This window comes from Roseburia sp. AM23-20 (assembly GCF_003470905.1).
GTDB classification, from domain to species: Bacteria; Bacillota; Clostridia; order Lachnospirales; family Lachnospiraceae; genus Roseburia; species Roseburia rectibacter.
In genome coordinates, this window is the sequence record NZ_QRHS01000019.1 from 46,072 (window position 1) to 67,576 (window position 21,505).

Sequence of the window (21,505 nt, forward strand, 5' to 3'; positions counted from 1 at the left end):
TATATGCAGGAGATCCGCACAGAGCATCTGACTGTCGGCTATGATAAAACACCTTTGATCGGGGATGTGAATCTTTCTGTCCGGCCGGGGGAGATACTGACACTGATCGGGCCGAATGGTTCCGGAAAATCCACGATCTTAAAGACGATTACAAAGCAGTTAAAGAAACTGGATGGAACCGTATTTTTGGGCGAAGCATCCATGGATGAATTAAAAGACAGCCAGATTTCCAGACGATTGTCCATGGTCATGACAGAACGCCTCCGCACGGAGCTGATGAGCGGCAGGGAAGTGGTTGCCTCCGGGCGTTATCCTTATACGGGAAGATTTGGCATCCTGTCAAAAGAGGACTGGGCAAAAGTGGATGAGGCGATCGCGCTTGTCCATGCAGGTGAAGTGCAGGATCAGGATTTCATGAAGATCAGCGACGGACAGCGCCAGCGTCTGATGCTTGCGCGGGCAATCTGTCAGGATACAAAAATCCTGATCTTAGACGAGCCAACCTCCTATCTGGATATGGGCTTTAAGATGGATATACTTACAAATATCCGCATGCTTGCAAGAGATAAAAAGATGGCGGTCATTATGTCACTACATGAGCTTGACCTTGCGCAGAAAGTTTCCGATACGGTCGCCTGTGTCAGAGGCGACCGCATCGACCGCATCGGAACACCGGAGAAGATTTTTGCCGGAAATTATGTGCAGGAATTATACGGGGTGGCGGATCAGAGTTTTGATCCGGTGACGGGACAGATTTTTTTGTGCACGGGACATGAGAAGGCAGTTGTTTCGAGAGATTTTAGTGCAGAGAATTGCAGCAGTAAAGATTTCTGCAGTGGCAGTCAAGTCCCAGATCCGGTCAGTTCACAGATTTTTGTGATCGGCGGTGCGGGCAGCGGCATCCCGGTATACAACAGGCTGTGGCGCGAAAACATTCCGTTTGCAGCGGGAATCTTGCAGGAAAATGATGTGGAGTACAAAGCGGCTGTGGCACTTGCTTCAGAAGTTGTGGCAGAAAAGGCATTTTACCCGGTTGGACAGGATAAGGTGCAGGCGGCAAAGCAGCTGATTGACAGCTGTAAAAAATGTATCTGTGCGGTGGAAGAGTTTGGGCCGTTAAATGAGGCGAACCGGGAGCTGGCGGAGTATGCGAGGAGGATTGGGAAGACTGGCAAAAACATATGAACAGTATACACAGAGATATCTTCAAAGCTATCCACGAAGGAAAATGGCTGAAAATTGAATATCTGAACAAAGAGGGCAGGCACACGAACTACTGGATCGGAATCCGGGACTTAGACCCACGGAACAAGACTTTAAAAGTGGACGGACTTCATCTCAACCGGTGCTCGATTGAGGGATACGATAAGATCTATATCGATTCCATCCTCTCGACCGAGATCGTGGAAGGCTCGTACTGCCCGGAGAATGAGCGGCTGATCGAAGATATCGCGCTGCACCCGGAACGCTACCAGAACCTTTTTGCAAACACGGCAAATTTAAAAATACTGAATTATCTGGAAATGTGCAGCAAACTGGATGCCACGCCGTATACGACCGATTATGAACTGGTGCGCTATATCGACGGAGATCAGGTGCGTGACGGGGAGTACCAGTTGTCGGAGGAACAGTTTAAAGAGATCGTGACAAATTTTCAGCGGCGCATGAACCGGGGCACGAAACAGGGGAAAACGCTTCATATTCAAAAGCTGGCACTAAATATTTTAAGCATCCATACAAAAAATGGATTGTATGTGCTGGCATACCGGAATCTGAATCTGGATGTAAAAAACAAGGCATTTAAACCGGATGAAGATATCACGATCTGCACGCAGTTTACCATAGGGGGAGAGCAGGAAAATATCCGAAGGTATTTAGATGCGGATGAATATGAGCTGTTATCCGATTTTGAAAAAAATCTTGAAAAAATAAAAGATGCGATTACAGAAAAAAACGGTGCACGGGCGGTTGTGGATGACATGCCCTATGTCATCGGACTTGGCATGGACTGTGCATTAAATCTGCATGAAGAGTATAAGGCGATTCTTGACATGTACGAAAAAGAGCAGGTGACTTTTCCAATCCGGGCATTTTTCGGCGATCTTTTGGAACGTCCGCGAAGAACGAAGGCATATCCGATCGCACTGTTAAACCAGAACATCAATCTCGACCAGCTTCTTGCAGTCAACAATGCCATGAAATATCCGCTTGCCTATATTCAGGGACCACCGGGAACCGGCAAGACGAATACGATCTTAAACACGATCGTGACGGCATTTTTTAACAATATGACGGTACTGTTTGCGTCTTACAACAATGTACCCATAAACAATGTATTTGAAAAATTAAGTTCCCTGACTTATAAGGGAAAACGGGTCGCATTTCCGGTACTGCGCCTTGGAAATCAGGAAAAAGTAAAAGAATGTATCTGTTACATCAACCAGCTGCGGAGAGAGGTGCATGGCATTAAAGTATTTTCTTCCACGTTAGATCGTCGAAAAGGTGATAGAATTGACCGGGCGAAACAGCTTTCCGGCAGGTTAAAGGAATATGAGGAGGTCTTAGACCTGACGGAGCGCAAAGAAACGTTAACGCAGGTCATGGAGTATCAGGAACGGATGAAAAATGTGGCGACGCTCTTTCATTTCCATACGGATCTGCAGGGGCGTCAGCTGCGGAATCTGGATGAAAAAATCCAGAAGATCGGTGAGATATCTGAGCGGGATGCAATGGCTCTATTAGACCGCAATGAGGATGAATTTTACAGTTATCTGTATTATACCTCCGCAAAATACATCAAGGAGCTGGAAAGTAACAGGTTTCAGGATTTACGGAAAATTTTAGATGATGATGAAGATGTGAATGAGCAGGCAGCAGCATTTAACAAGTATCTGCAGAAATCGGAGAATGTAAAGAAGCTGCAGAGGGTATTTCCAATCATGATAACGACCTGCATTTCTTCCCATAAACTGGGTGAACCGGAACCGCTGTTTGACATGACAATCATGGATGAGGCGAGCCAGTGCAATGTTGCGGTCTCACTTGTGCCAATCATCCGGGGTGAAAAACTGATGCTGGTGGGAGATCCGCAGCAGTTAAAGCCGGTTATTTTATTGGACGAACTCACGAACCGGAAACTGCGCAGAAAATACCATGTTGCGGATGAATATGATTACCGTGAAAATTCCATTTATAAGACGTATCTTGCCTGTGATGCGGTCAGCGATGAGATACTTTTGCGAAATCATTACCGCTGTAATAAAAAAATCATAGACTTTAACAACAAAAAATATTATAACTCCAAACTTCAGGTGCAGTCCGACAGCAGGGAAAGACAGCCGCTTGTCTATGTCAATGTGGATGGCGGACCGAGTGACATGAAGAATACCTCTCCGGCAGAGGTGGAGGAGATCATGCGTTATGCGGGGGAAAATCCTGATAAAAGTATTGCTGTCATCACACCGTTTGTGAATCAGCGGATACTGATCGAGCGCGGGATCAAAGAAAACGGATTTGAGCATGTTGTATGCGGAACGGTACATGCATTTCAGGGAGACGAAAAGGATGTGGTGCTGTTTTCCACGGCGTTAAGCGACCGGACTGGAAAGGGAACTTATGACTGGCTCAAAAATAATAAGGAACTGATCAATGTCGCAACGTCGCGGGCGAAGGACAAGCTGATCCTTCTTGCGGACGGGAAAGAATTGGAGCGCCTTCATCAGGGAAATGAGGACGATGATCTGTACGAGCTGGTGCAGTATGTGAAAATGAACGGGGAATCCAAAATTACGGAAAAACATATCAGTTCGAGAGCACTTGGAATCCAGCCGTTTTCCACGGAAACAGAAGCGGCATTTATGAAAAACCTGACACATGCGCTGGAAAATATCTGGCTCACCCGGAATAAATATACGATCCACAAAGAGGTTGCCATATCCCAGGTGTTCCATGATAATGTCACTTATGATAATCTGTTTTATATGGGAAGATTTGACTTTGTTGTCTATGAAAAGAGGGGAAAAAGCGAGCTGCCCGTTTTTGCGATCGAACTCGACGGCAAGGAGCATTTTGAGGATGAAGTGGTACGGGAGCGGGACAGACAGAAAAATGAGATCTGTAAGGCGCACCATATGCAGATCATCCGTGTGGAAAACTCTTATGCAAGACGCTATCACTACATCAAGGAAATTTTGAATGACTATTTTGCGAAGGCGCGATAAAAGTTTTTCCCAACATCCGGTAAAAAGTGGTATGATGTCTTTATGTATCACACAGGACAAAGGAGAAAATAATACAATATGGAAAAAAAGAGCCGGGAATTATTAGCACCGCATGTGGAAGAAGAACTGATGGATTATATTTTGCATACGCCGGTGAAAATAGGTGAGAAACTGCCAAATGAGTTTGAACTGGCAGAGCTGTTCGGCGTTGGGCGGAGCACAGTGCGGGAGACGGTAAAAAGCCTGGTTTCCAAAGGTGTGCTTGAGGTCCGCAGGGGTTCCGGGACTTATGTGATCGGGACGAACCGCTTAGAGGATGATCCGTTAGGGCTTTCAGGGTTTACGGACAAATATGAACTGGCGTTAGACCTCTGCAATGTGCGCCTGATGTTAGAGCCGGAGATCGCCATGCTGGCAAGTGAAAACGCGACGGACGAGGAAAAGGCGGAGTTAAAGCGGCTGTGTGATGAGGTGGAAAATCTGTATCTTGCCGGGGAGAACCATCTGCAGAAAGATGTGGAATTTCACACTTACATTGCGCGGTGCAGCAAAAATAAAGTCATTGAGAAACTGGTACCGATCATTCAGTCGGCGGTCATCACGTTCGTGAACCTGACACACCGCCAGTTAAAAGACGAAACGATTGATACCCACCGTGCGATCACGGATGCAATCTTAAATGGAGACAGTGCGGGTGCAAAATATGCGATGATCATGCACCTCAATTATAATCGTCAGATGATTTTGAAAAAACAGGCAAAGGCGCAGCAAAAAAATGAGTAAGGGACAAAAACTCCAAAAACTGGTAAGACGTCATATGACATGATGCAATATCGGAAAAATATACAAAAAACAAGGTGCTTTTTTAGGAAAACACCTTGTTTTTTTGTCTAAAAGAGAGGTTTTAACAAACTATACATCAGATGTATTGACAAAAAATGATCAATAAAATACAATAATCGCAATAAAACATCAGACGTCATACAAATATCAATAAGGAGGTATATCATGGGTAACGTCGCAGAATTAGATACAACCCGGCTGGTTATCGCAGCAATTATCGGACTGGCATTGTTGTTAGTTTTGATCATCAAATTTAAGGTTCACGCAATGCTTTCAATCTTAATCGGTGCGATTGCAATCGGACTGATCGCAGGAATGCCGTTTGAAGAAATCGTAACGGCGGTGGACGATGGTATAGGAAACACGCTAAAGGGAATTGCCCTCCTGGTAGGACTCGGTTCCATGTTCGGTGCGATACTTGAAGCATCGGGTGGAGCACAGACTTTAGCAGTTACAATGGTAAAGAAATTTGGGGATGAGAAGGCTGCATGGGCGCTTGGAATCACCGGACTTGTTATTTCTATCCCGGTATTCTTTGATGCAGGACTTATCATTTTAATTCCACTTGCATTTTCTCTTGCAAAAAGAACAAAGAAATCTTCCCTGTTTTATGCGATCCCGCTTTTAGCAGGACTTGCCGTAGGACACGCATTTATTCCGCCGACACCTGGCCCGGTATTAGTTGCCACAATGTTAAATGTGGAACTTGGATGGGTTATTTTAGTCGGTGTATGCTGTGGATTTTTTGCAATGATCGTTGCAGGTCCGGTCTGGGGAGCTGTCTGCGGAAAGAAATTTTATGTTCCGGTTCCGGATCAGATCGCAAACCAGGAAGATATTGATGAATCCAAACTTCCGAGTTTTGCATCGGTCGTTATCATCATCATGATCCCTCTGGTACTTATCATATTGAAATCTGTTGCAGGCGTGGTTCCGGCATTGGCAGGAGTGGCACCGTTATTTAACTTTTTAGGACAGCCGTTTGCCGCACTTCTGATCGCAACATTAGCCGCAATGTTCATCCTTGGAACAAGACATGGATACACGATGCCGGAATTAGAGAAGATCCTCACAAAATCTTTAGAGCCGACAGGACTGATCCTTCTTGTGACAGCATGTGGCGGCGTGCTCCGTTATATTTTACAGTATTCCGGCTTAGGTGAGATCATTGGTAATGCTGTGGCATCCATAAATCTTCCAATCGTTGTTGTAGCATTTTTAGTTGCAGCACTGGTAAGAATCTGTGTAGGTTCTGCAACCGTAGCAATGACCATGGCAGCAGGAATTGTAGCAGCAATGCCGGAGATCGCATCCTTATCACCGATGTATCTTGCATGTGTGGTTGCAGCAGTTGCCGGTGGAGCGACAGTCTGCTCACACTTTAACGATTCCGGATTCTGGCTGGTGAGATCACTGATCGGACTTGACGAGAAGACAACGTTAAAAACCTGGACGATCATGGAGACATTGGTTGGTGGAACCGGATTTATCGTTGCACTGATCATTTCTTTCTTCGTGTAGAAGAAACGGTAATGACAGAGCAATCACAGAGCATGAAATTTAGTATATTATAGATTTTCACGGTAAAAAGCAGCGCAGGAATGGAGGCTATTATGGAATTAAGAAGTCAGAAAGTAAGAGAACTTGCACCGGAGATGGACCCGCTTCGCATGGGTATGGGATGGAAGGCGGAGGAGCTTTCCAAACCACAGATCATCATTGAGAGTACTTATGGAAACAGCCATCCGGGTTCAAGCCATTTAAATATTTTTGTGGAAGAAGCAGTAAAAGGTGTTGATGAAAACGGCGGAAAAGCAGCGCGTTATTATGCAACAGATATGTGCGATGGAATGTCCCAGGGACACGATGGAATCAATTATTCTTTAGCACACAGAGATGCGATCACAAACCTTGTGGAGGCGCAGGCAAACGCTACAACGTTTGATGGTGGTGTTTTTATCGCAAGCTGTGACAAGGCAATGCCGGCGATGCTTATGAGTATCGGCCGTTTAAAAGAGATGAGCGCGATCGTTGTGACCGGTGGTGTTATGGAAGCAACGGTTGTAAAACCGGAATATGTGGAAAATGATCCGGGCTGTAAGATCAATGAGCTTTTAACCTTAGAGCAGATCGGAAAATTCAGCGCGCAGTATGAGCGTGGTGAGATCCCGGAAGAGCAGCTCCGCTATTACAAACACAATGCATGTCCAAGCTGTGGCGCATGTTCTTTCATGGGAACCGCTTCCACAATGCAGGTTATGGCTGAAGCACTTGGACTGATGCTTCCGGGAACAGCACTGATGCCGGCAACTGCGCCGGAATTAAAAAAGGCTGCCTATGATGCCGGAAAACAGTTAATGAAATTAGTTGAGATGGGAATTGCTGCAAAAGATATCGTCACAATGGAAAGTCTTGAGAATGCGATCATGGTACATGCTGCAATCTCAGGTTCCACCAACGCGGTCATGCACATTCCGGCAATCGCACACGAATTTGGTTTTGAAATTGATGCGGATACTTTTGACAGAATGCACCGCGGTGCACATTATCTGCTAAACATCCGCCCGGCAGGAGACTGGCCGGCACAGTATTTCTACTATGCAGGCGGTGTGCCGAGAGTCATGGAAGAAATCAAGAGCATGCTCCACCTTGATGTGATGACAGTTACCGGAAAAACACTTGGTGAGAACTTAGAAGAGTTAAAAAAGAACGGTTTCTACGAGCACTGTGATGCGATCTTAAAAGAGAAATCCGCACTGATCGGAAAAGAAATCAAACGTACCGATATCATCGCTGATTTTGACCATGCGATCGGTACAGAGGGAAGCATCGCAATCCTGCGCGGCAACCTTGCACCGGAGGGAGCAGTCATTAAACACACTGCCTGCCCGAAAGAAATGTTCCATGCAAGATTAAACGCAAAACCGTATGACAGCGAGGAAGAAGCGATCGATGCGATCCTGAAGGGAAAAGTAGTACCGGGAGATGCCGTATTTATCCGCTACGAGGGACCGAGAGGCAGCGGTATGCCGGAGATGTTCTACACCGGCGAGGCAATCTGTTCTGACCCGAAACTTGCAGCCAGCGTTGCACTGATCACAGACGGACGTTTTTCCGGCGCATCCAGAGGACCGGTCGTAGGACATGTATCTCCGGAGGCAGCAGCCGGCGGCCCGATCGCATTCGTGGAAGAGGGAGATCTCATTGAACTTGATGTTGAGAACCGCCGTCTTGCGATCGTAGGTGTCAAAGGCGAGGAAAAGACCGGGGAAGAAATTGCACAGATCCTAGAAGAACGTAAAAAGAACTGGAAAGGTTTTACCAGCAAATATAAGAGTGGTCTGTTAAAATTGTATGCACAGCATGCGACCAGCGCGATGAAGGGTGCCTATATGGACTAAGTATCCAGAACATAAAAAAATCCGGGTGTTGATGCCCGGATTTTTTGTATTCATGATATATATTAATTCGTAAAATAATCAGGATACAGGTTCAGCAGTTCTTCTTTTTCGGACAAATGCCTTGTTAAATGCCTTGTCATAAGCATCTCAGCCATTTCTGTATCATGTCGTCTGATGGCATATAAAATATCTTCGTGGTCTTTTAATACATAATCATGCTGCTTTGATTTGGTGGAAAGGGAACGGAGACGGTCAAAATGCACCATCTGTTCCTTAATAATATGGTAGGACCACATTTTATCTGCGGCGCGGAACAACAGTTCGTGAAATTCATTGTCTAATTCCAGGAAAGTTTCACGATCCTGCTGTTCAAGGCTGCGCTGCTGTTTCTTTACATTATATTCCAATGCATCCATATCAGAATCGCTAATTTTATCACATAAAAGTTTTAAGATGGCATTTTCTGTCACCAGTCGTAAAAACCGCGATTCTTCTACAATATTATAATCAATTTTTGAAATATAACTGCCCCGCTGTGGGAGTATTTCAACAAGTCCGATACGGTTTAATTCGATTAACGCTTCACGGACAGGTGTTCTTGATAAAGACAGCGTGCTGGAAAGCTCATTTTCACTGACTGCGGTTCCAGGCTGTAACTCCAGGTGAATGATGTTGTATAAAAGAACCCTGACAGCATAGGATCTGGCATTCTCAGAGCGTTCTTTTTCAAGAATAATCATTGTTATTTCCTCGTTTCACTAATAATATACTAGTATACTATTGGAAGAAAACTTTTTCCAGCTATTTTTAAAAATCAAAAGTAAAAACGATCTTGCGGATGGAAGGATCTCTGCTGTCCACAAAATCAAAGGCTTCCTGGGCTTTTGTAAGAGGAAATGTATGTGAAATGGAATTGTTCAGATCAAGCGTTCCTTCTTTGATCATTTCAATTGCTTTTCCAAACATTTTGTTCTGCAGGCGTGAACCTCTTACGTCCAGTTCTTTTGAGGTAATCAGGAACTGGTTTACTTCTGTCGGTGCAGTGGAGAAGCCCATTGTGATAACACGGCCGGCATTTCCGGTAGCCTGAAGCAGTAATAAGAGAGAATTTTTTACACATGCAGCATCAATGGAAACTGTAGCACCTCTGCCGTGTGTGTATTCGAGGACTTTTGCCTGAAAATCTTCGGTTGCTGCGTTGATCGTAAATTGTGCGCCGTGTGCTTTGGCTTCTGAGAGTTTGTCATCCATAATATCTGCTACAATAATATGGTCACAGATCGTGTGCGCGATTTTTAAAATAGAACTTCCAAGTGCGCCTGCGCCATAAATGAGAAGCATATCATCCTTTTCGAGTTCGGCACGCGTGCAGGACTGGATAGCAATTGTGGTTGGCTCGATCATCACGGCATCCTGATCAGAAAGTGAATCTGGAAGAAGATAACAATCCGATTCAGGAACAGCAATATATTCGCGGTATCCACCGTCAATATGTACACCTCGTACTTTAAGGCTGTCACACACATTGCCACGGTTTTTGGAGCATGGATAGCAGTGACCACAGCTTGTAACCTGGTTGATGATAACACGGTCTCCTTTTTTTAAAGAAGAAACAGTATCACCTGTTTCGGCAACGACACCGACCATTTCATGTCCGATAATACGCGGATAGGTAGCTGCGGCATTGGTGCCATGGTAAATTCCAACATCAGATCCGCAGATTCCGGCAGCGGTCATTTTTACTAATACATTATTTTTGGAATCAATGACAGGTTTTTCAACATCGATAACTTCTAATTGATTTGGTTTTATAATTTGTACGGCTTTCATAATAGTCTCCTTATCTGAATATGTGATAGATTATTTATGAACACCATAAAGGTAACTTACATACTAGTATTCTACACAAAAGAAAAAAGAAGTCAATATAGAAAGAAAAAACAAATGATAATTATGCAAAATAGACAAAAATATGGTTGATAATATGTTAAAATATACATCTTGAAAAAATAAAACAGATATACTACCATACTAGCATGCAAACGAAACACCAGAGATAACTTACAAACATTTCATTTAGGAGGAAAGTGATTATGGGACTTGCAAATGCGGTAAAAAGAGGCGCAAGTGCATTACTGATCGGTTCAATGATGACAGGACTTTTTACAGGCTGTTCATCGACCGGTGAAAATAGTGGAGGTAAATTAGTAAAAATCGCGGTCTGTGTATCAGATCAGACACCTGCCGCACAGGCATTAACGGATGTATTTAAACCGATGGTGGAAGAGGCGACAGATGGACGTTACGATATCCAGATTTATAATTCCGGCGTTCTTGGAAGTGAAAAGGTGACGTATGACTATACGAAAAGTGGAATCGTGGAAATGTGCGTAGTCGGAACAACCATGTGGTCTGAAACACCGAAAATGTCTATCCCGGATTTTCCATTCCTGTTTGACGGCGTAGAACATGCAAGGGTTTGTTATCAGGGAGAACTTGGGGAATATATTGCAGAAGACCTTGAGAGTACACAGCCATTGAAGCTGCTTTCCTGGTATCCAAACGGGGCCAGAGCGTTTACATCTAATAAGAAGCTGGAAAGCCTTGATGATTTCAACGGACAGAAGCTTAGGATGCCCAATAACCCAATTCATGTAAAACTTGCCGAAAGTCTTGGAGCCAACGTTGTTATCATGGATATGGGAGAAGTGTTTACGGCATTGGAGCAGGGAGTGGCAGATGGACAGGACAATCCGCTTGCCACGGTAAAGACAGAAGGCTGGTATGAAGTTCAGGATTATGTTTATGAGACAAATCATATTGTTTCATCACTGGAGCTGTTTGCAGGCGATGAGTTCTGGAACAGTCTGAGTACAGACGATCAGAAAGCATTTGAAGAGGCTTCACAGGCAGCATCAGATTATGCATGGGATTTGTATGAGGAGCAGCTTTCAGATGACAAGCAGTTTATGAAAGATAACGGGCTGGTCGTTACAGAACTCTCCGATGAGGACAGAGAAGCGATGAAAGAGAAAATACAGCCGGTTTATGATTATTTGAATGCACAGTATGACTGGGTAGATGATGTCAGAAAAATGGTAGATGACATTAAAGTAGAGTAAGGAGAAGCAGACTATGAACAAATTAGTAGATAAGCTATTTAAAGGTATTGACTATTTTACAGGTATTCTTACCGGCTTAATGGTGTTCTTTGTATTTTTGAATGTTGTACTTCGAACCTTTTTTAATGCCGGTCTGACCTGGTCAGAAGAACTGGCAAGATACCTTTTTGTATACGTTACCTATATCGGAGCAATCAGTGCAATGCGTGCCAATGCACATCTTGGCGTGGATACACTCATCAGCAGAATGAAGCCACAGGTTCAGATGGTAATGTATATTGTATCCCAGACAATTATTGCGATCTTAATGATTATTTTAGTGTGGGGTTCTGAAAAAATGGTGGCACAGAATACTGCCTCAAAAACAGCAGCACTTGGGATTCCGTATTCGGTATTATATTTTGCCGGAATCATCACAGGTGTGGCGATTGCAATTATGGCGGTGATAAACATCGTTTTTGCTCTGAAAAATCCTTCGAAGATCTCTGAGATTGTTACGATGAGTACTTCGGATGATGATGAGATCGCTGCAGAAGCAAAAGATGGTGCAGAGAATCTTTCTGATGAAGAATATGCAAGAAGATTGAGAGAAGAGGGAGGAAAATAAAATGACATTAGTGGTATTTCTGGCTGCCTTGATCGGTGGTATGCTGATCGGTCTTCCGATCTGCTTCGCGCTTTTATTTAGCGGTGTATGTATGATGTTATATCTGAATGGTTTTAACGCACAGATTTTGTCCCAGAATTTATTTTCTGGTGCAGATTCCTTTTCCATGATGGCAGTACCTTTCTTTATCATGGCGGGTGAATTTATGAACCGTGGCGGTATTACAAAGCGTATTGTAAATGCGGCAAATGCGATCATTGGACATGTCCGCGGTGGACTTGGTTATGTCGCAATTATGGCAATCTTATTATTTGCAAGTATGATCGGATCAGCAGTTGCGTCCACTGCATTCCTTGGAGCAATTCTCATTCCTATGATGGTGCGTGCGGGTTACAAGCGTGATACCTGTACCGGACTGATCGCAGCAGGAAATATTTTATCCCCGATCATGCCGCCTTCTGTGCCAATGATCATTTTTGGCGTACAGGCAGGGGTTTCTGTCACAAAATTATTTATGGGCGGTATTGCACCGGCAGTGTATTTGTCTGGGGCTTTGTGTGTATTATGGTTCTTTATTGCGAAAAAAGATAATCTTGCAAAGGCAGAGAGACAGTCAGCAAAACAGGTTGCAAAAGCATTGCTCGATGGACTCTGGGCATTGATCCTTCCGGTATTTATTTTGGTTGGACTTCGCAGTGGTAAATTTACACCGACAGAGGCAGGCGTTATTGCAGCGGTTTATGCATTAGTGATCGGACTGTTTGTATACAAAGAATTAAAAATCAGCATGCTGATGGAATGCCTTGTTTCTGCGGCAAAGTCATCTTCTGTAATCATGTTTCTCGCTGCAGCAGCAATGGTATCTTCCTGGATGATGACAGTAGCAAATGTTCCATCTATCGTTACCGGTATTCTGGCACCATTTATTGAGCATCCGACAGCGTTAATGTTAATTATTTGTCTGATCGTGCTTCTTGTTGGAACGTCCATGGATGTAACACCTACGATTATGATCCTGACACCTGTATTACTGCCGGCAGTAAAAGCTGCAGGAATTGACGTTGCATATTTTGGAGTTGTATTTATTTTAATGACAGTTTTGGGCTTACTTACACCTCCGGTAGGTACGGTATTAAATGTTGCCTGTGGCGCAGGTAAAATCAACATGGAGAGAATGGTAAAATCCATATGGCCGTTCCTGCTGGCAGAAGTAGTAATTTTAATGCTTATGGTTTTATTCCCTGTACTTGTAACGGCTCCAATGAATTTTTTCCTCGGGTAAATAAAAGATGGCAAAGATTTGAATATAAGAATAGAAATGGAGATCAGAAAAATGGAAATGACAATGAGATGGTTCGGAAAAGATTATGATACCGTAACTTTAGAACAGATCAGACAGACACGCTATGCAACAGGAATTATCACTACGTTATACAACAAACTGCCCGGAGAGGTGTGGAATCCGGATGAGATCCTTGCAATGAAAAAAGAAGTGGAAGACGCAGGACTTCATCTGGCTGGAATTGAGAGTGTCAATGTCAGCGACGCGATCAAGACGGGCGGAGAAGGCAGGGATCGTGATATCCAGGCGTATATTGAGACATTGGAAAACCTCGGAAAAGCGGATATCCATATGGTCTGCTACAACTTCATGCCGGTATTTGACTGGACAAGAACAGAATTAGACCGTGTGAGAGAAGATGGTACCACTGTTATGGCATATAATCAGGATGCAATTGACAGAATGGATCCGGAAAAAATGTTTGATGCCATTAAAGGTGACATGAACGGAACGGTCATGCCTGGCTGGGAACCGGAGCGTATGGCGAAAATCAAAGATTTATTTGCATTATACAAAGGGATTGATGAGGAAAAACTTTTTGAAAATCTGAAGTATTTTCTGGAAGCAATCATGCCGATCTGCGACAAATATGACATTAACATGGCAATCCATCCGGATGATCCGGGCTGGAGTGTATTTGGACTGCCGCGGATCATATCCTCACAGGAAAAGCTGAAGAGAATGATGGATATGGTTCCAAATAAACATAATGGTGTGACATTCTGCATGGGTTCTTATGGCACAAACTTAAATAACGATCTGATTGCAACCATTCATATGTTAAAAGGAAGAATTCATTTTGCACATATCAGAAATTTAAGATTCAATGATGGAATGAGAGACTTCGAAGAGAGTGCACATCTGAGTGAGGACGGCACATTTGATATGTATGCCGTGATGAAGGCACTCTATGAAGATGGATTCGATGGACCGATCCGCCCGGATCATGGAAGAATGATCTGGGGAGAAAAAGCAATGCCGGGATATGGACTTTATGACAGGGCATTAGGTGCCGCATATCTTTGTGGATTGTGGGAAGCAGCGAAGAAGGAAGGGGAAAGGTAATGAGACTGACATTAGAAGGATTACAGGAAAAAGAACAGTGGAAAAATGCAGGTGTTGACCTTCCTGCATACGATATTGAAAAAGTGGCAGAGGAAACAAAAAAAGCTCCGGTGTGGGTACATTTTGGAGCCGGAAATATCTTTCGTATTTTTATAGGAGGAATCGCAGACGAACTGATTTCTTCCGGTGAAATGAAAAAAGGAATTACCTGTGTGGAAACCTTTGATTTTGATGTGGTAGACAAAATATACAGACCGTATGATAACCTTGTTTTAGCTGTGACATTAAAAGCGGATGGATCGACCGATAAAAAGATACTGGGCTCATTGACAGAAGCAGTCAAAGCCCGGTCGGATGTGCCGGATGAATGGAACCGTCTGAAAGAGATATTTACAGATAAGAGCCTGCAGATGATATCTTTTACGATCACGGAAAAGGGATATGCGTTAAAAGGCGCGGATGGAAATTATTTTCCATTTATCCGGAAAGATATTGAAAATGGACCGGAAAAACCAGTGTCTGCAATGGCGGTTGTCTGCGCCCTGTTGAATGAACGTTTTAAAGCAGGGAAAGCCCCGCTTGCGGTCGTTTCCATGGATAACTGTTCCCACAACGGGGAAAAATTAAGAAATTCAGTTCTTGCGATGGCGAAAGAGTGGAAAGAAAGAGGATATGTGACCGGCGAATTTGTAAACTATATCTCCGATGAGAATCAGGTATCATTCCCATGGTCTATGATCGATAAAATCACACCAAGACCGGCAGAATCCGTTTGTAAGTCTTTAGAAGAACTTGGAGTAGAAGATATTGCTCCGGTGATCACAGCAAAAAATACATATATCGCACCGTTTGTGAATGCAGAAGGTCCGCAGTATCTGGTCATTGAAGATCATTTTCCAAATGGAAGACCGGCATTGGAAAAGGCGGGTGTTTATATGACAGACCGTGATACGGTAAACAAGGTGGAACGAATGAAAGTTACGACCTGTCTGAATCCGCTTCATACTGCACTCGCAGTTTATGGATGTGTTTTAGGGTATACGTTGATTGCGGATGAAATGAAAGATCAGGAACTCAATAAACTGGTTCATGAAATCGGCCCGGTGGAGGGCATGCCGGTGGTTACGAATCCTGGCATTTTATCACCGGAAGCGTTTGTAGACGAAGTGATCAATGTGCGGATCCCAAACCCGTTTATGCCGGATACGCCTCAGCGTATAGCAACAGATACTTCCCAGAAAGTGGGGATCCGTTACGGAGAAACGATTAAATCTTATGTGGAACGTTACGGAGATGCAAAGAAATTAAAAGCCATTCCGCTTGCAATTGCAGGATGGTGCAGATATCTTCTAGGAGTGGATGATCAGGGAGAAAAGTTCGACTTATCTTCGGATCCGATGCTTGCAGAGCTGACGGAAGCATTAAGAGATGTAAAAGTCGGTGACAGGGAGTCTTATACAGGACAGTTAAAAGGTATTTTATCCAATGAGAATATTTTTGGGATCGATCTCTATAAAGCCGGTATTGGAGAAAAAATTGAAGAATTATTTGTAAAAGAAATCGCAGGTCCTGGTGCGGTAAGAAAAACTTTACAAGAAACTTTGAATAAATAGATTCACAGAAAGTTACACTTTTGCAGAGCGGCATTGTACATGTACAATGTCAGCTCTGCTTTTTTAATTCACAGGAAATTACGTCCTATGAATTAAAAAGCCCTCCGGGCGGGATGCGCATCTCGCGGAGTAGAAGTTAGCTGTAAACAGCACCGCTCGAGCGCGAAAGAGTCGCAAGCGACTCCTTGTTCAATGTCAACTGATAGTTGATGCGTAAAAAGAAATAACAACCGGCACATGCTTGAAAAATCAACCATTAGTTTTTATAATGAAATTAGAAAAACGAGATGGGGGATGCGAAATGTTTGATATCATGACAATGGCGGAAAACATCAAAACATACCGGAATAAAAGAGGACTGAATCAATATGAATTTGCGGAAAAATTAGGAATCAGCCCACAGGCGGTATCCAAATGGGAGTGTGGACTGTCCTGTCCGAGTGTCGAAAATCTTTGTGTGATCTCAGAGATTTTAGATGTTTCCATTGATACGCTGATCGGTGAAAACAGTGACAGTGAAAAGATGATGATCGGAATCGATGGCGGGGGAACGAAAACAGAGTTTGTTTTATTTTCGGAAAGCGGAAGAATTTTAAACAGGATCGTCCTTGACGGCTGCAATCCGAATACGGTAGGAATGGAGGAGGCAATGAACATCCTGCAGCTTGGCATTGATACGCTCATGAAGATCAAGGGGAAGATCAGCGGAATCTTTGTGGGTGCTGCAGGATTAGATTCCGGAAACAATACATCAAAGATCAAAAAGATGTTAAAAGAAAAATATCCGAAAGTAAAAATCCAGTGCGAAAATGACATCTATAACGTCATTGCCTGTGGAAAAAATCTTGACCGGTGTGTGGCTGCAATCAGCGGAACCGGAATGATCATTTACGCAAACCAGAATGGAAATTTAAAGCATTTTGGCGGGCGCGGCTATCTGCTTGATAAAGGCGGCAGCGGCTACCACATCGGACGGGATGCGATCTGTGCAGCGCAGGATGCAAGGGACGGGATCGGAGAACATACGATACTGACGGATCTTGTTGAGGAAAAGTTAGGGAATACGGTATGGGAGAGCATCCAGGACATCTACAGTAAAAACCAGTCCTATATCGCTTCATTTACGCCGTGCGTATTTCTGGCATATGAAAATGGGGATAAAATCGCCGAGCAGATTTTAAAGAACAATGCAGCATGTTTAGCGGAACTTATCAATTTTGCCGTGGATCATTATGATATCGGAAAATATGTGGTTGCATCCGGCGGAATTTTAAAACAGAAACCGGCATTCCGGGAAATGTTAAAAGAGATGCTGCATCCGGATATTGAATTAGACGTTCCGGACTATCCGCCGGTATATGGCGCATGTATCATGTGCTGCCTGTTATGTGGGGTTGATACAAAGCCGGTAAAAGAACGTTTTATGATGTCATATGATTCATACCAGTAGGGAGAGGGAGGAAAATAACATGAGAATTATTAAAGTGAAAAACTATGATGAGGTTTCTGTAAAGACAGCAAATTTGATTTTAGGACAGGTAAATTTAAAACCGGATGCGGTTTTAGGACTTGCTACCGGTGGTTCACCTGTGGGGGCATATAAAAAGATCGTGGAAGCATATAACAACGGTGAGGTTGATTTTTCCGGGGTTACGACGATCAATCTGGATGAATACAGAGGAATCAAAAGAAACCACGAACAGAGCTACTGGAGTTTTATGCAGGAAAATCTGTTTAAACATGTAAATGTAAGGGAAGACCACATTTTCATTCCAAACGGAGAAAATCTTAACAGTGAGGAAGTCTGCAGGGAATATGACAAGATCATAGAAACAGCCGGTGGTATTGATATGCAGCTTCTTGGAATTGGCCTGGACGGACACATCGGTTTTAACGAACCGGCGGATCATTTTGAAAAAAATACACACTGTGTGGAACTGACGGAGAGCACGATCGAGGCAAACAAGAGATTTTTTGAGAGTAAGGATGAAGTTCCGCGTCAGGCATATACCATGGGTATCCTGCCAATCGTACAGGCAAAGAAAGTCATCATGATCGCAAATGGAAAAAACAAGGCGGATATCATCAAAAAAGCATTTACCGGACCGGTCACACCGGAAGTCCCGGCATCCATTCTGCAGATGCATCCGGATTTCACACTGATCGCAGATGAGGATGCACTTTCGGAGATTTAAAAGGGGGAAAATCCAAAATGATCATAAAAAATGCATTGGTTTATACAGAAGATCATAAGTTTGAAAAGAAAGATGTCAGGATCGAAGATGAACGGATCGCAGAGATCGCAGAGAACGGTCAGATTACTGCCACAGATGAGGATGTGATCGACGGGGAAGGCATGTATGCGATACCGGGACTTGTGGATATTCATTTTCATGGGGCGGTAGGCTATGATTTCTGTCAGGCATCGAAAGAAGAACTGTTAAAAATAGCAGAGTATGAGGCAAAAAATGGTGTTCTTGCCATCTGCCCAGCGACAATGTCCTATAATGAAGAAATCTTAGGACATGTCATGGACAAGGCGGCAGATTACAAAGAAGATACCGGAGCGGATTTAGTCGGCATCAATATGGAAGGCCCGTTTATCAATTTAAAAAAAGCCGGGGCGCAGAATCCGGAATATATTATGCCGGCAGATAAAGAAATGTTTCTGCGTCTGCAGGAGAGAAGCGGCGGGCTGATCAAACTGGTAGATATTGCACCGGAAGAAAAAGGTGCGATGGAATTTATCGAACAGTGCCATGACAAGGTAAAAATCTCTATCGCGCATACCTGCAGTGATTACGATACGGCGCGCGAGGCATTGGAAAAAGGCGTGGGCCATATGACACACCTCTATAATGCCATGCCGGGGATCAATCACAGGGAGCCGGGACCCATCATAGCGGCACTTGAGGCAGGAGCCGAGGTGGAACTGATCGCAGACGGTATTCATATTCATCCGGCGATGGTGAGAACGACATTCCGCATTTTCGGGGCAGATAAAGTCATTCTGATCTCAGACAGTATGGAAGCTACGGGACTTTTGGACGGGGACTACCAGCTTGGTGGGCAGGGCGTGACCGTAAAAGGCAGAAAAGCCGTCCTGACAAAAGATCCGGGTGTTATCGCAGGCAGTGTCACAAACCTGTTTGACTGCATGAAAAACTGTGTACTGAATATGGGAATACCGCTCGAGGATGCAGTCCTGGCAGCAACTGAAAATCCTGCAGAATCGATCGGTGTGGAGAAAGATTACGGTAAGATTGCAGTTGGAAATTATGGAAACCTGCTATTGCTGGATAAAGATCTGCAGATAAAAAACATCGTTCAAAAAGGGAAAATAATGTCCGTCTGAAAATTACAGACATGGTCGTAAGTGCACAATTTTTTAATTTTTTTAGTGATTTTTCGTGATCTTAAGGCAGAGGCTTGAACTTGCAGATATTTAATAGTATAATCACTTAAGCTAAAAAATTTTAAGTACCTAAAAATATATTTATGGAGGAAAATGCTCGATTCTTATGGAGAGGGTATTTCTCTCTGAAAAACAAGGAGGACATTATGATTACCTGGAACAACTTAGACACCCTTGATTCCTATAAGGAACTTTCAAAGGCTTCCCGCGTAAACCTTGCAGAAGTAATGTCAGGCGAGAACGGTGCAGAGCGTGTAAAAAATTACAGCATTCCTATGGCTGAGGGATTTTCTTACAATTATGCAGCAAAAGCTGTTGATGATGATGTGCTTGATGCACTCGTAAAACTTGCAAAAGAGGCACAGCTTGCAGAAAAATTTAAAGCTCTCTACAATGGTGAAGTTGTAAATACCGGTGAAAAACGTCTGGTACTTCATCATATGACACGTGGACAGCTTGGTGATGCAGTAAACGCTGACGGCGTGGACAAACGTGCTTTTTATGTAGAGCAGCAGAACCGCATTGCTGATTTTGCAAACAAAGTACATGCAGGCGAGATCACAAACGCAGCAGGTGAGAAGTTTACAACAGTTGTTCAGATCGGTATCGGCGGCAGTGATCTTGGTCCTCGTGCTATGTATCTTGCATTAGAAAACTGGGCAAAGAAAAACAACACATTCAAGATGGAAGCAAAATTCATCAGCAACGTTGACCCGGATGATGCAGCAGCAGTTTTAAATTCCATTGATGTGGCACACTCTATTTTCGTACTGGTTTCCAAATCAGGTACCACACTTGAGACATTAACAAATGAATCTTTCGTAAAAGACGCATTAAAGAAAGCAGGATTAGATGCTTCGAAACATATGATCGCAGTTACCAGTGAGACATCCCCGCTTGCAAAGAGCGATGACTACCTGGCAGCTTTCTTCATGGATGACTATATCGGAGGACGTTTCTCTTCCACTTCCGCAGTCGGCGGAGCCGTTTTATCCCTGGCATTCGGACCGGAAGTATTTGCACAGTTCTTAGAGGGTGCAGCAGCCGAAGATAAACTTTCCGCAAATGAAGATGTATTAAAGAACCCTGAGATGCTTGATGCACTGATCGGTGTATATGAGCGAAACGTTTTAGGTTATCCTTGCACTGCAGTATTGCCATATTCCCAGGCATTAAACCGTTTCCCTGCGCATTTACAGCAGCTTGACATGGAGTCAAACGGTAAATCTGTAAACCGCTTCGGTGAGCCGGTCAGCTATCCGACAGGCCCGGTGATCTTTGGTGAGCCAGGAACAAATGGACAGCACTCTTTCTACCAGTTATTACATCAGGGAACCGACATTGTTCCACTTCAGTTCGTTGGATTTAAGAATAACCAGATCGGAACCGATGTTGTGATCCAGGACAGCACAAGCCAGCAGAAACTGTGTGCAAACGTTGCAGCACAGATCGTTGCATTTGCATGTGGTAAATCCGATGAGAACCGCAACAAGAACTTCGAGGGCGGCCGCCCATCCAGCATCATTATCGGTGATCAGGTAAATCCTGGCTCTCTTGGTGCGTTATTAGCACACTTCGAGAATAAGATTATGTTCCAGGGATTCTTATGGAATGTAAACAGCTTCGACCAGGAAGGTGTTCAGCTTGGTAAAGTCCTTGCAAAACGTGTTCTTGCACATGAGACAGACGGTGCACTGAAAGTATTTAGTGATCTGCTGAATATCTAGTAGATACGGATGATGGTGTAAACTTGGGATTCTATGTAATTTAGGATTACATGTAATTTAGGATTACATGTAATTTGGGATTACATGTAATTTGGGATTACATGCAGTTTGTCAGTGAATACAAATTCAGATGAAGTAAAAATGCTCTTT

General features: G+C 43.8%; 16 protein-coding genes. 14 read left to right on the forward strand and 2 right to left on the reverse strand.

Features of this window, described 5'->3' with window-relative positions:
* Positions 1–3: 3 nt before the first annotated feature.
* The 5 genes from DW650_RS14010 (at position 4) to ilvD (ending at position 8,464) form a co-directional block, all read left to right on the forward strand.
* The gene (locus DW650_RS14010) at positions 4–1,185 is read left to right on the forward strand and encodes an ABC transporter ATP-binding protein (RefSeq protein WP_015521041.1); all 1,182 of its coding nucleotides are present in this window, start codon (positions 4–6) and stop codon (positions 1,183–1,185) included.
* A complete protein-coding gene (locus DW650_RS14015; RefSeq protein ID WP_118210260.1) occupies positions 1,182–4,220 on the forward strand; it encodes an AAA domain-containing protein in 3,039 nt (1,012 codons plus the stop codon). The genes DW650_RS14010 and DW650_RS14015 overlap by 4 nt, the downstream gene beginning before the upstream one ends.
* A gap of 78 nt (positions 4,221–4,298) precedes the next feature.
* Complete coding sequence (locus tag DW650_RS14020) at positions 4,299–5,003, forward strand: FadR/GntR family transcriptional regulator (protein WP_006857388.1); 705 nt, start codon at positions 4,299–4,301, stop codon at positions 5,001–5,003.
* A gap of 225 nt (positions 5,004–5,228) precedes the next feature.
* Positions 5,229–6,584: a GntP family permease gene (locus DW650_RS14025; RefSeq protein WP_118210261.1), complete on the forward strand. Its 1,356-nt coding sequence runs from the start codon at positions 5,229–5,231 to the stop codon at positions 6,582–6,584.
* A 92-nt stretch (positions 6,585–6,676) separates the two neighbouring features.
* Positions 6,677–8,464, forward strand: a complete 1,788-nt coding sequence (ilvD, locus tag DW650_RS14030) for a dihydroxy-acid dehydratase (protein ID WP_015559689.1) — start codon at positions 6,677–6,679, stop codon at positions 8,462–8,464.
* 62 nt (positions 8,465–8,526) lie between these two features.
* Here ilvD and DW650_RS14035 read toward each other — a convergent pair whose 3' ends face one another.
* On the reverse strand, positions 8,527–9,204 hold the full coding sequence (locus tag DW650_RS14035) for a GntR family transcriptional regulator (protein WP_118210262.1): 678 nt from the start codon (positions 9,202–9,204) through the stop codon (positions 8,527–8,529).
* Positions 9,205–9,271: 67 nt separating this feature from the next.
* Positions 9,272–10,294 (reverse strand): alcohol dehydrogenase catalytic domain-containing protein, encoded by a 1,023-nt coding sequence (locus DW650_RS14040; RefSeq protein WP_118210263.1) that lies wholly within the window; start codon positions 10,292–10,294, stop codon positions 9,272–9,274.
* Positions 10,295–10,557: 263 nt separating this feature from the next.
* On the opposite strand from DW650_RS14040, the gene DW650_RS14045 reads away from it, so the two are divergent.
* The 9 genes from DW650_RS14045 (at position 10,558) to DW650_RS14085 (ending at position 21,355) form a co-directional block, all read left to right on the forward strand.
* A complete protein-coding gene (locus tag DW650_RS14045) occupies positions 10,558–11,586 on the forward strand; it encodes a TRAP transporter substrate-binding protein (RefSeq protein ID WP_118210264.1) in 1,029 nt (342 codons plus the stop codon).
* 13 nt (positions 11,587–11,599) lie between these two features.
* Positions 11,600–12,193 (forward strand): TRAP transporter small permease, encoded by a 594-nt coding sequence (locus tag DW650_RS14050; RefSeq protein WP_118210265.1) that lies wholly within the window; start codon positions 11,600–11,602, stop codon positions 12,191–12,193.
* A gap of 1 nt (position 12,194) precedes the next feature.
* Entirely contained in the window at positions 12,195–13,475 is a 1,281-nt protein-coding gene (locus DW650_RS14055) for a TRAP transporter large permease (RefSeq protein WP_118210266.1), read from the forward strand.
* Between the two features lie 51 nt (positions 13,476–13,526).
* Positions 13,527–14,600, forward strand: a complete 1,074-nt coding sequence (gene uxuA / locus DW650_RS14060; RefSeq protein ID WP_118210267.1) for a mannonate dehydratase — start codon at positions 13,527–13,529, stop codon at positions 14,598–14,600.
* The gene (locus tag DW650_RS14065; protein WP_118210268.1) at positions 14,600–16,213 is read left to right on the forward strand and encodes a mannitol dehydrogenase family protein; all 1,614 of its coding nucleotides are present in this window, start codon (positions 14,600–14,602) and stop codon (positions 16,211–16,213) included. The genes uxuA and DW650_RS14065 overlap by 1 nt, the downstream gene beginning before the upstream one ends.
* Before the next feature lie 301 nt (positions 16,214–16,514).
* Positions 16,515–17,663, forward strand: coding sequence for a BadF/BadG/BcrA/BcrD ATPase family protein (locus DW650_RS14070; protein ID WP_015559690.1), 1,149 nt, complete (start codon positions 16,515–16,517; stop codon positions 17,661–17,663).
* A gap of 19 nt (positions 17,664–17,682) precedes the next feature.
* On the forward strand, positions 17,683–18,408 hold the full coding sequence (gene nagB / locus DW650_RS14075) for a glucosamine-6-phosphate deaminase (RefSeq protein ID WP_022113106.1): 726 nt from the start codon (positions 17,683–17,685) through the stop codon (positions 18,406–18,408).
* 17 nt (positions 18,409–18,425) lie between these two features.
* On the forward strand, positions 18,426–19,568 hold the full coding sequence (gene nagA, locus DW650_RS14080; RefSeq protein WP_118210271.1) for an N-acetylglucosamine-6-phosphate deacetylase: 1,143 nt from the start codon (positions 18,426–18,428) through the stop codon (positions 19,566–19,568).
* 206 nt (positions 19,569–19,774) lie between these two features.
* Positions 19,775–21,355, forward strand: a complete 1,581-nt coding sequence (locus DW650_RS14085) for a glucose-6-phosphate isomerase (RefSeq protein ID WP_044999084.1) — start codon at positions 19,775–19,777, stop codon at positions 21,353–21,355.
* The last annotated feature ends 150 nt before the right edge of the window (positions 21,356–21,505 follow it).

Bases quoted from the DNA above. Each gene is read 5' to 3' on its own strand.
- DW650_RS14010 (WP_015521041.1), top strand. From the start codon at position 4: ATGCAGGAGATCCGCACAGAGCATCTGACTGTCGGCTATGATAAAACA.
- DW650_RS14015 (WP_118210260.1), top strand. From the start codon at position 1,182: ATGAACAGTATACACAGAGATATCTTCAAAGCTATCCACGAAGGAAAA.
- DW650_RS14020 (WP_006857388.1), top strand. From the start codon at position 4,299: ATGGAAAAAAAGAGCCGGGAATTATTAGCACCGCATGTGGAAGAAGAA.
- DW650_RS14025 (WP_118210261.1), top strand. From the start codon at position 5,229: ATGGGTAACGTCGCAGAATTAGATACAACCCGGCTGGTTATCGCAGCA.
- ilvD (WP_015559689.1), top strand. From the start codon at position 6,677: ATGGAATTAAGAAGTCAGAAAGTAAGAGAACTTGCACCGGAGATGGAC.
- DW650_RS14035 (WP_118210262.1), bottom strand. From the start codon at position 9,204: ATGATTATTCTTGAAAAAGAACGCTCTGAGAATGCCAGATCCTATGCT.
- DW650_RS14040 (WP_118210263.1), bottom strand. From the start codon at position 10,294: ATGAAAGCCGTACAAATTATAAAACCAAATCAATTAGAAGTTATCGAT.
- DW650_RS14045 (WP_118210264.1), top strand. From the start codon at position 10,558: ATGGGACTTGCAAATGCGGTAAAAAGAGGCGCAAGTGCATTACTGATC.
- DW650_RS14050 (WP_118210265.1), top strand. From the start codon at position 11,600: ATGAACAAATTAGTAGATAAGCTATTTAAAGGTATTGACTATTTTACA.
- DW650_RS14055 (WP_118210266.1), top strand. From the start codon at position 12,195: ATGACATTAGTGGTATTTCTGGCTGCCTTGATCGGTGGTATGCTGATC.
- uxuA (WP_118210267.1), top strand. From the start codon at position 13,527: ATGGAAATGACAATGAGATGGTTCGGAAAAGATTATGATACCGTAACT.
- DW650_RS14065 (WP_118210268.1), top strand. From the start codon at position 14,600: ATGAGACTGACATTAGAAGGATTACAGGAAAAAGAACAGTGGAAAAAT.
- DW650_RS14070 (WP_015559690.1), top strand. From the start codon at position 16,515: ATGTTTGATATCATGACAATGGCGGAAAACATCAAAACATACCGGAAT.
- nagB (WP_022113106.1), top strand. From the start codon at position 17,683: ATGAGAATTATTAAAGTGAAAAACTATGATGAGGTTTCTGTAAAGACA.
- nagA (WP_118210271.1), top strand. From the start codon at position 18,426: ATGATCATAAAAAATGCATTGGTTTATACAGAAGATCATAAGTTTGAA.
- DW650_RS14085 (WP_044999084.1), top strand. From the start codon at position 19,775: ATGATTACCTGGAACAACTTAGACACCCTTGATTCCTATAAGGAACTT.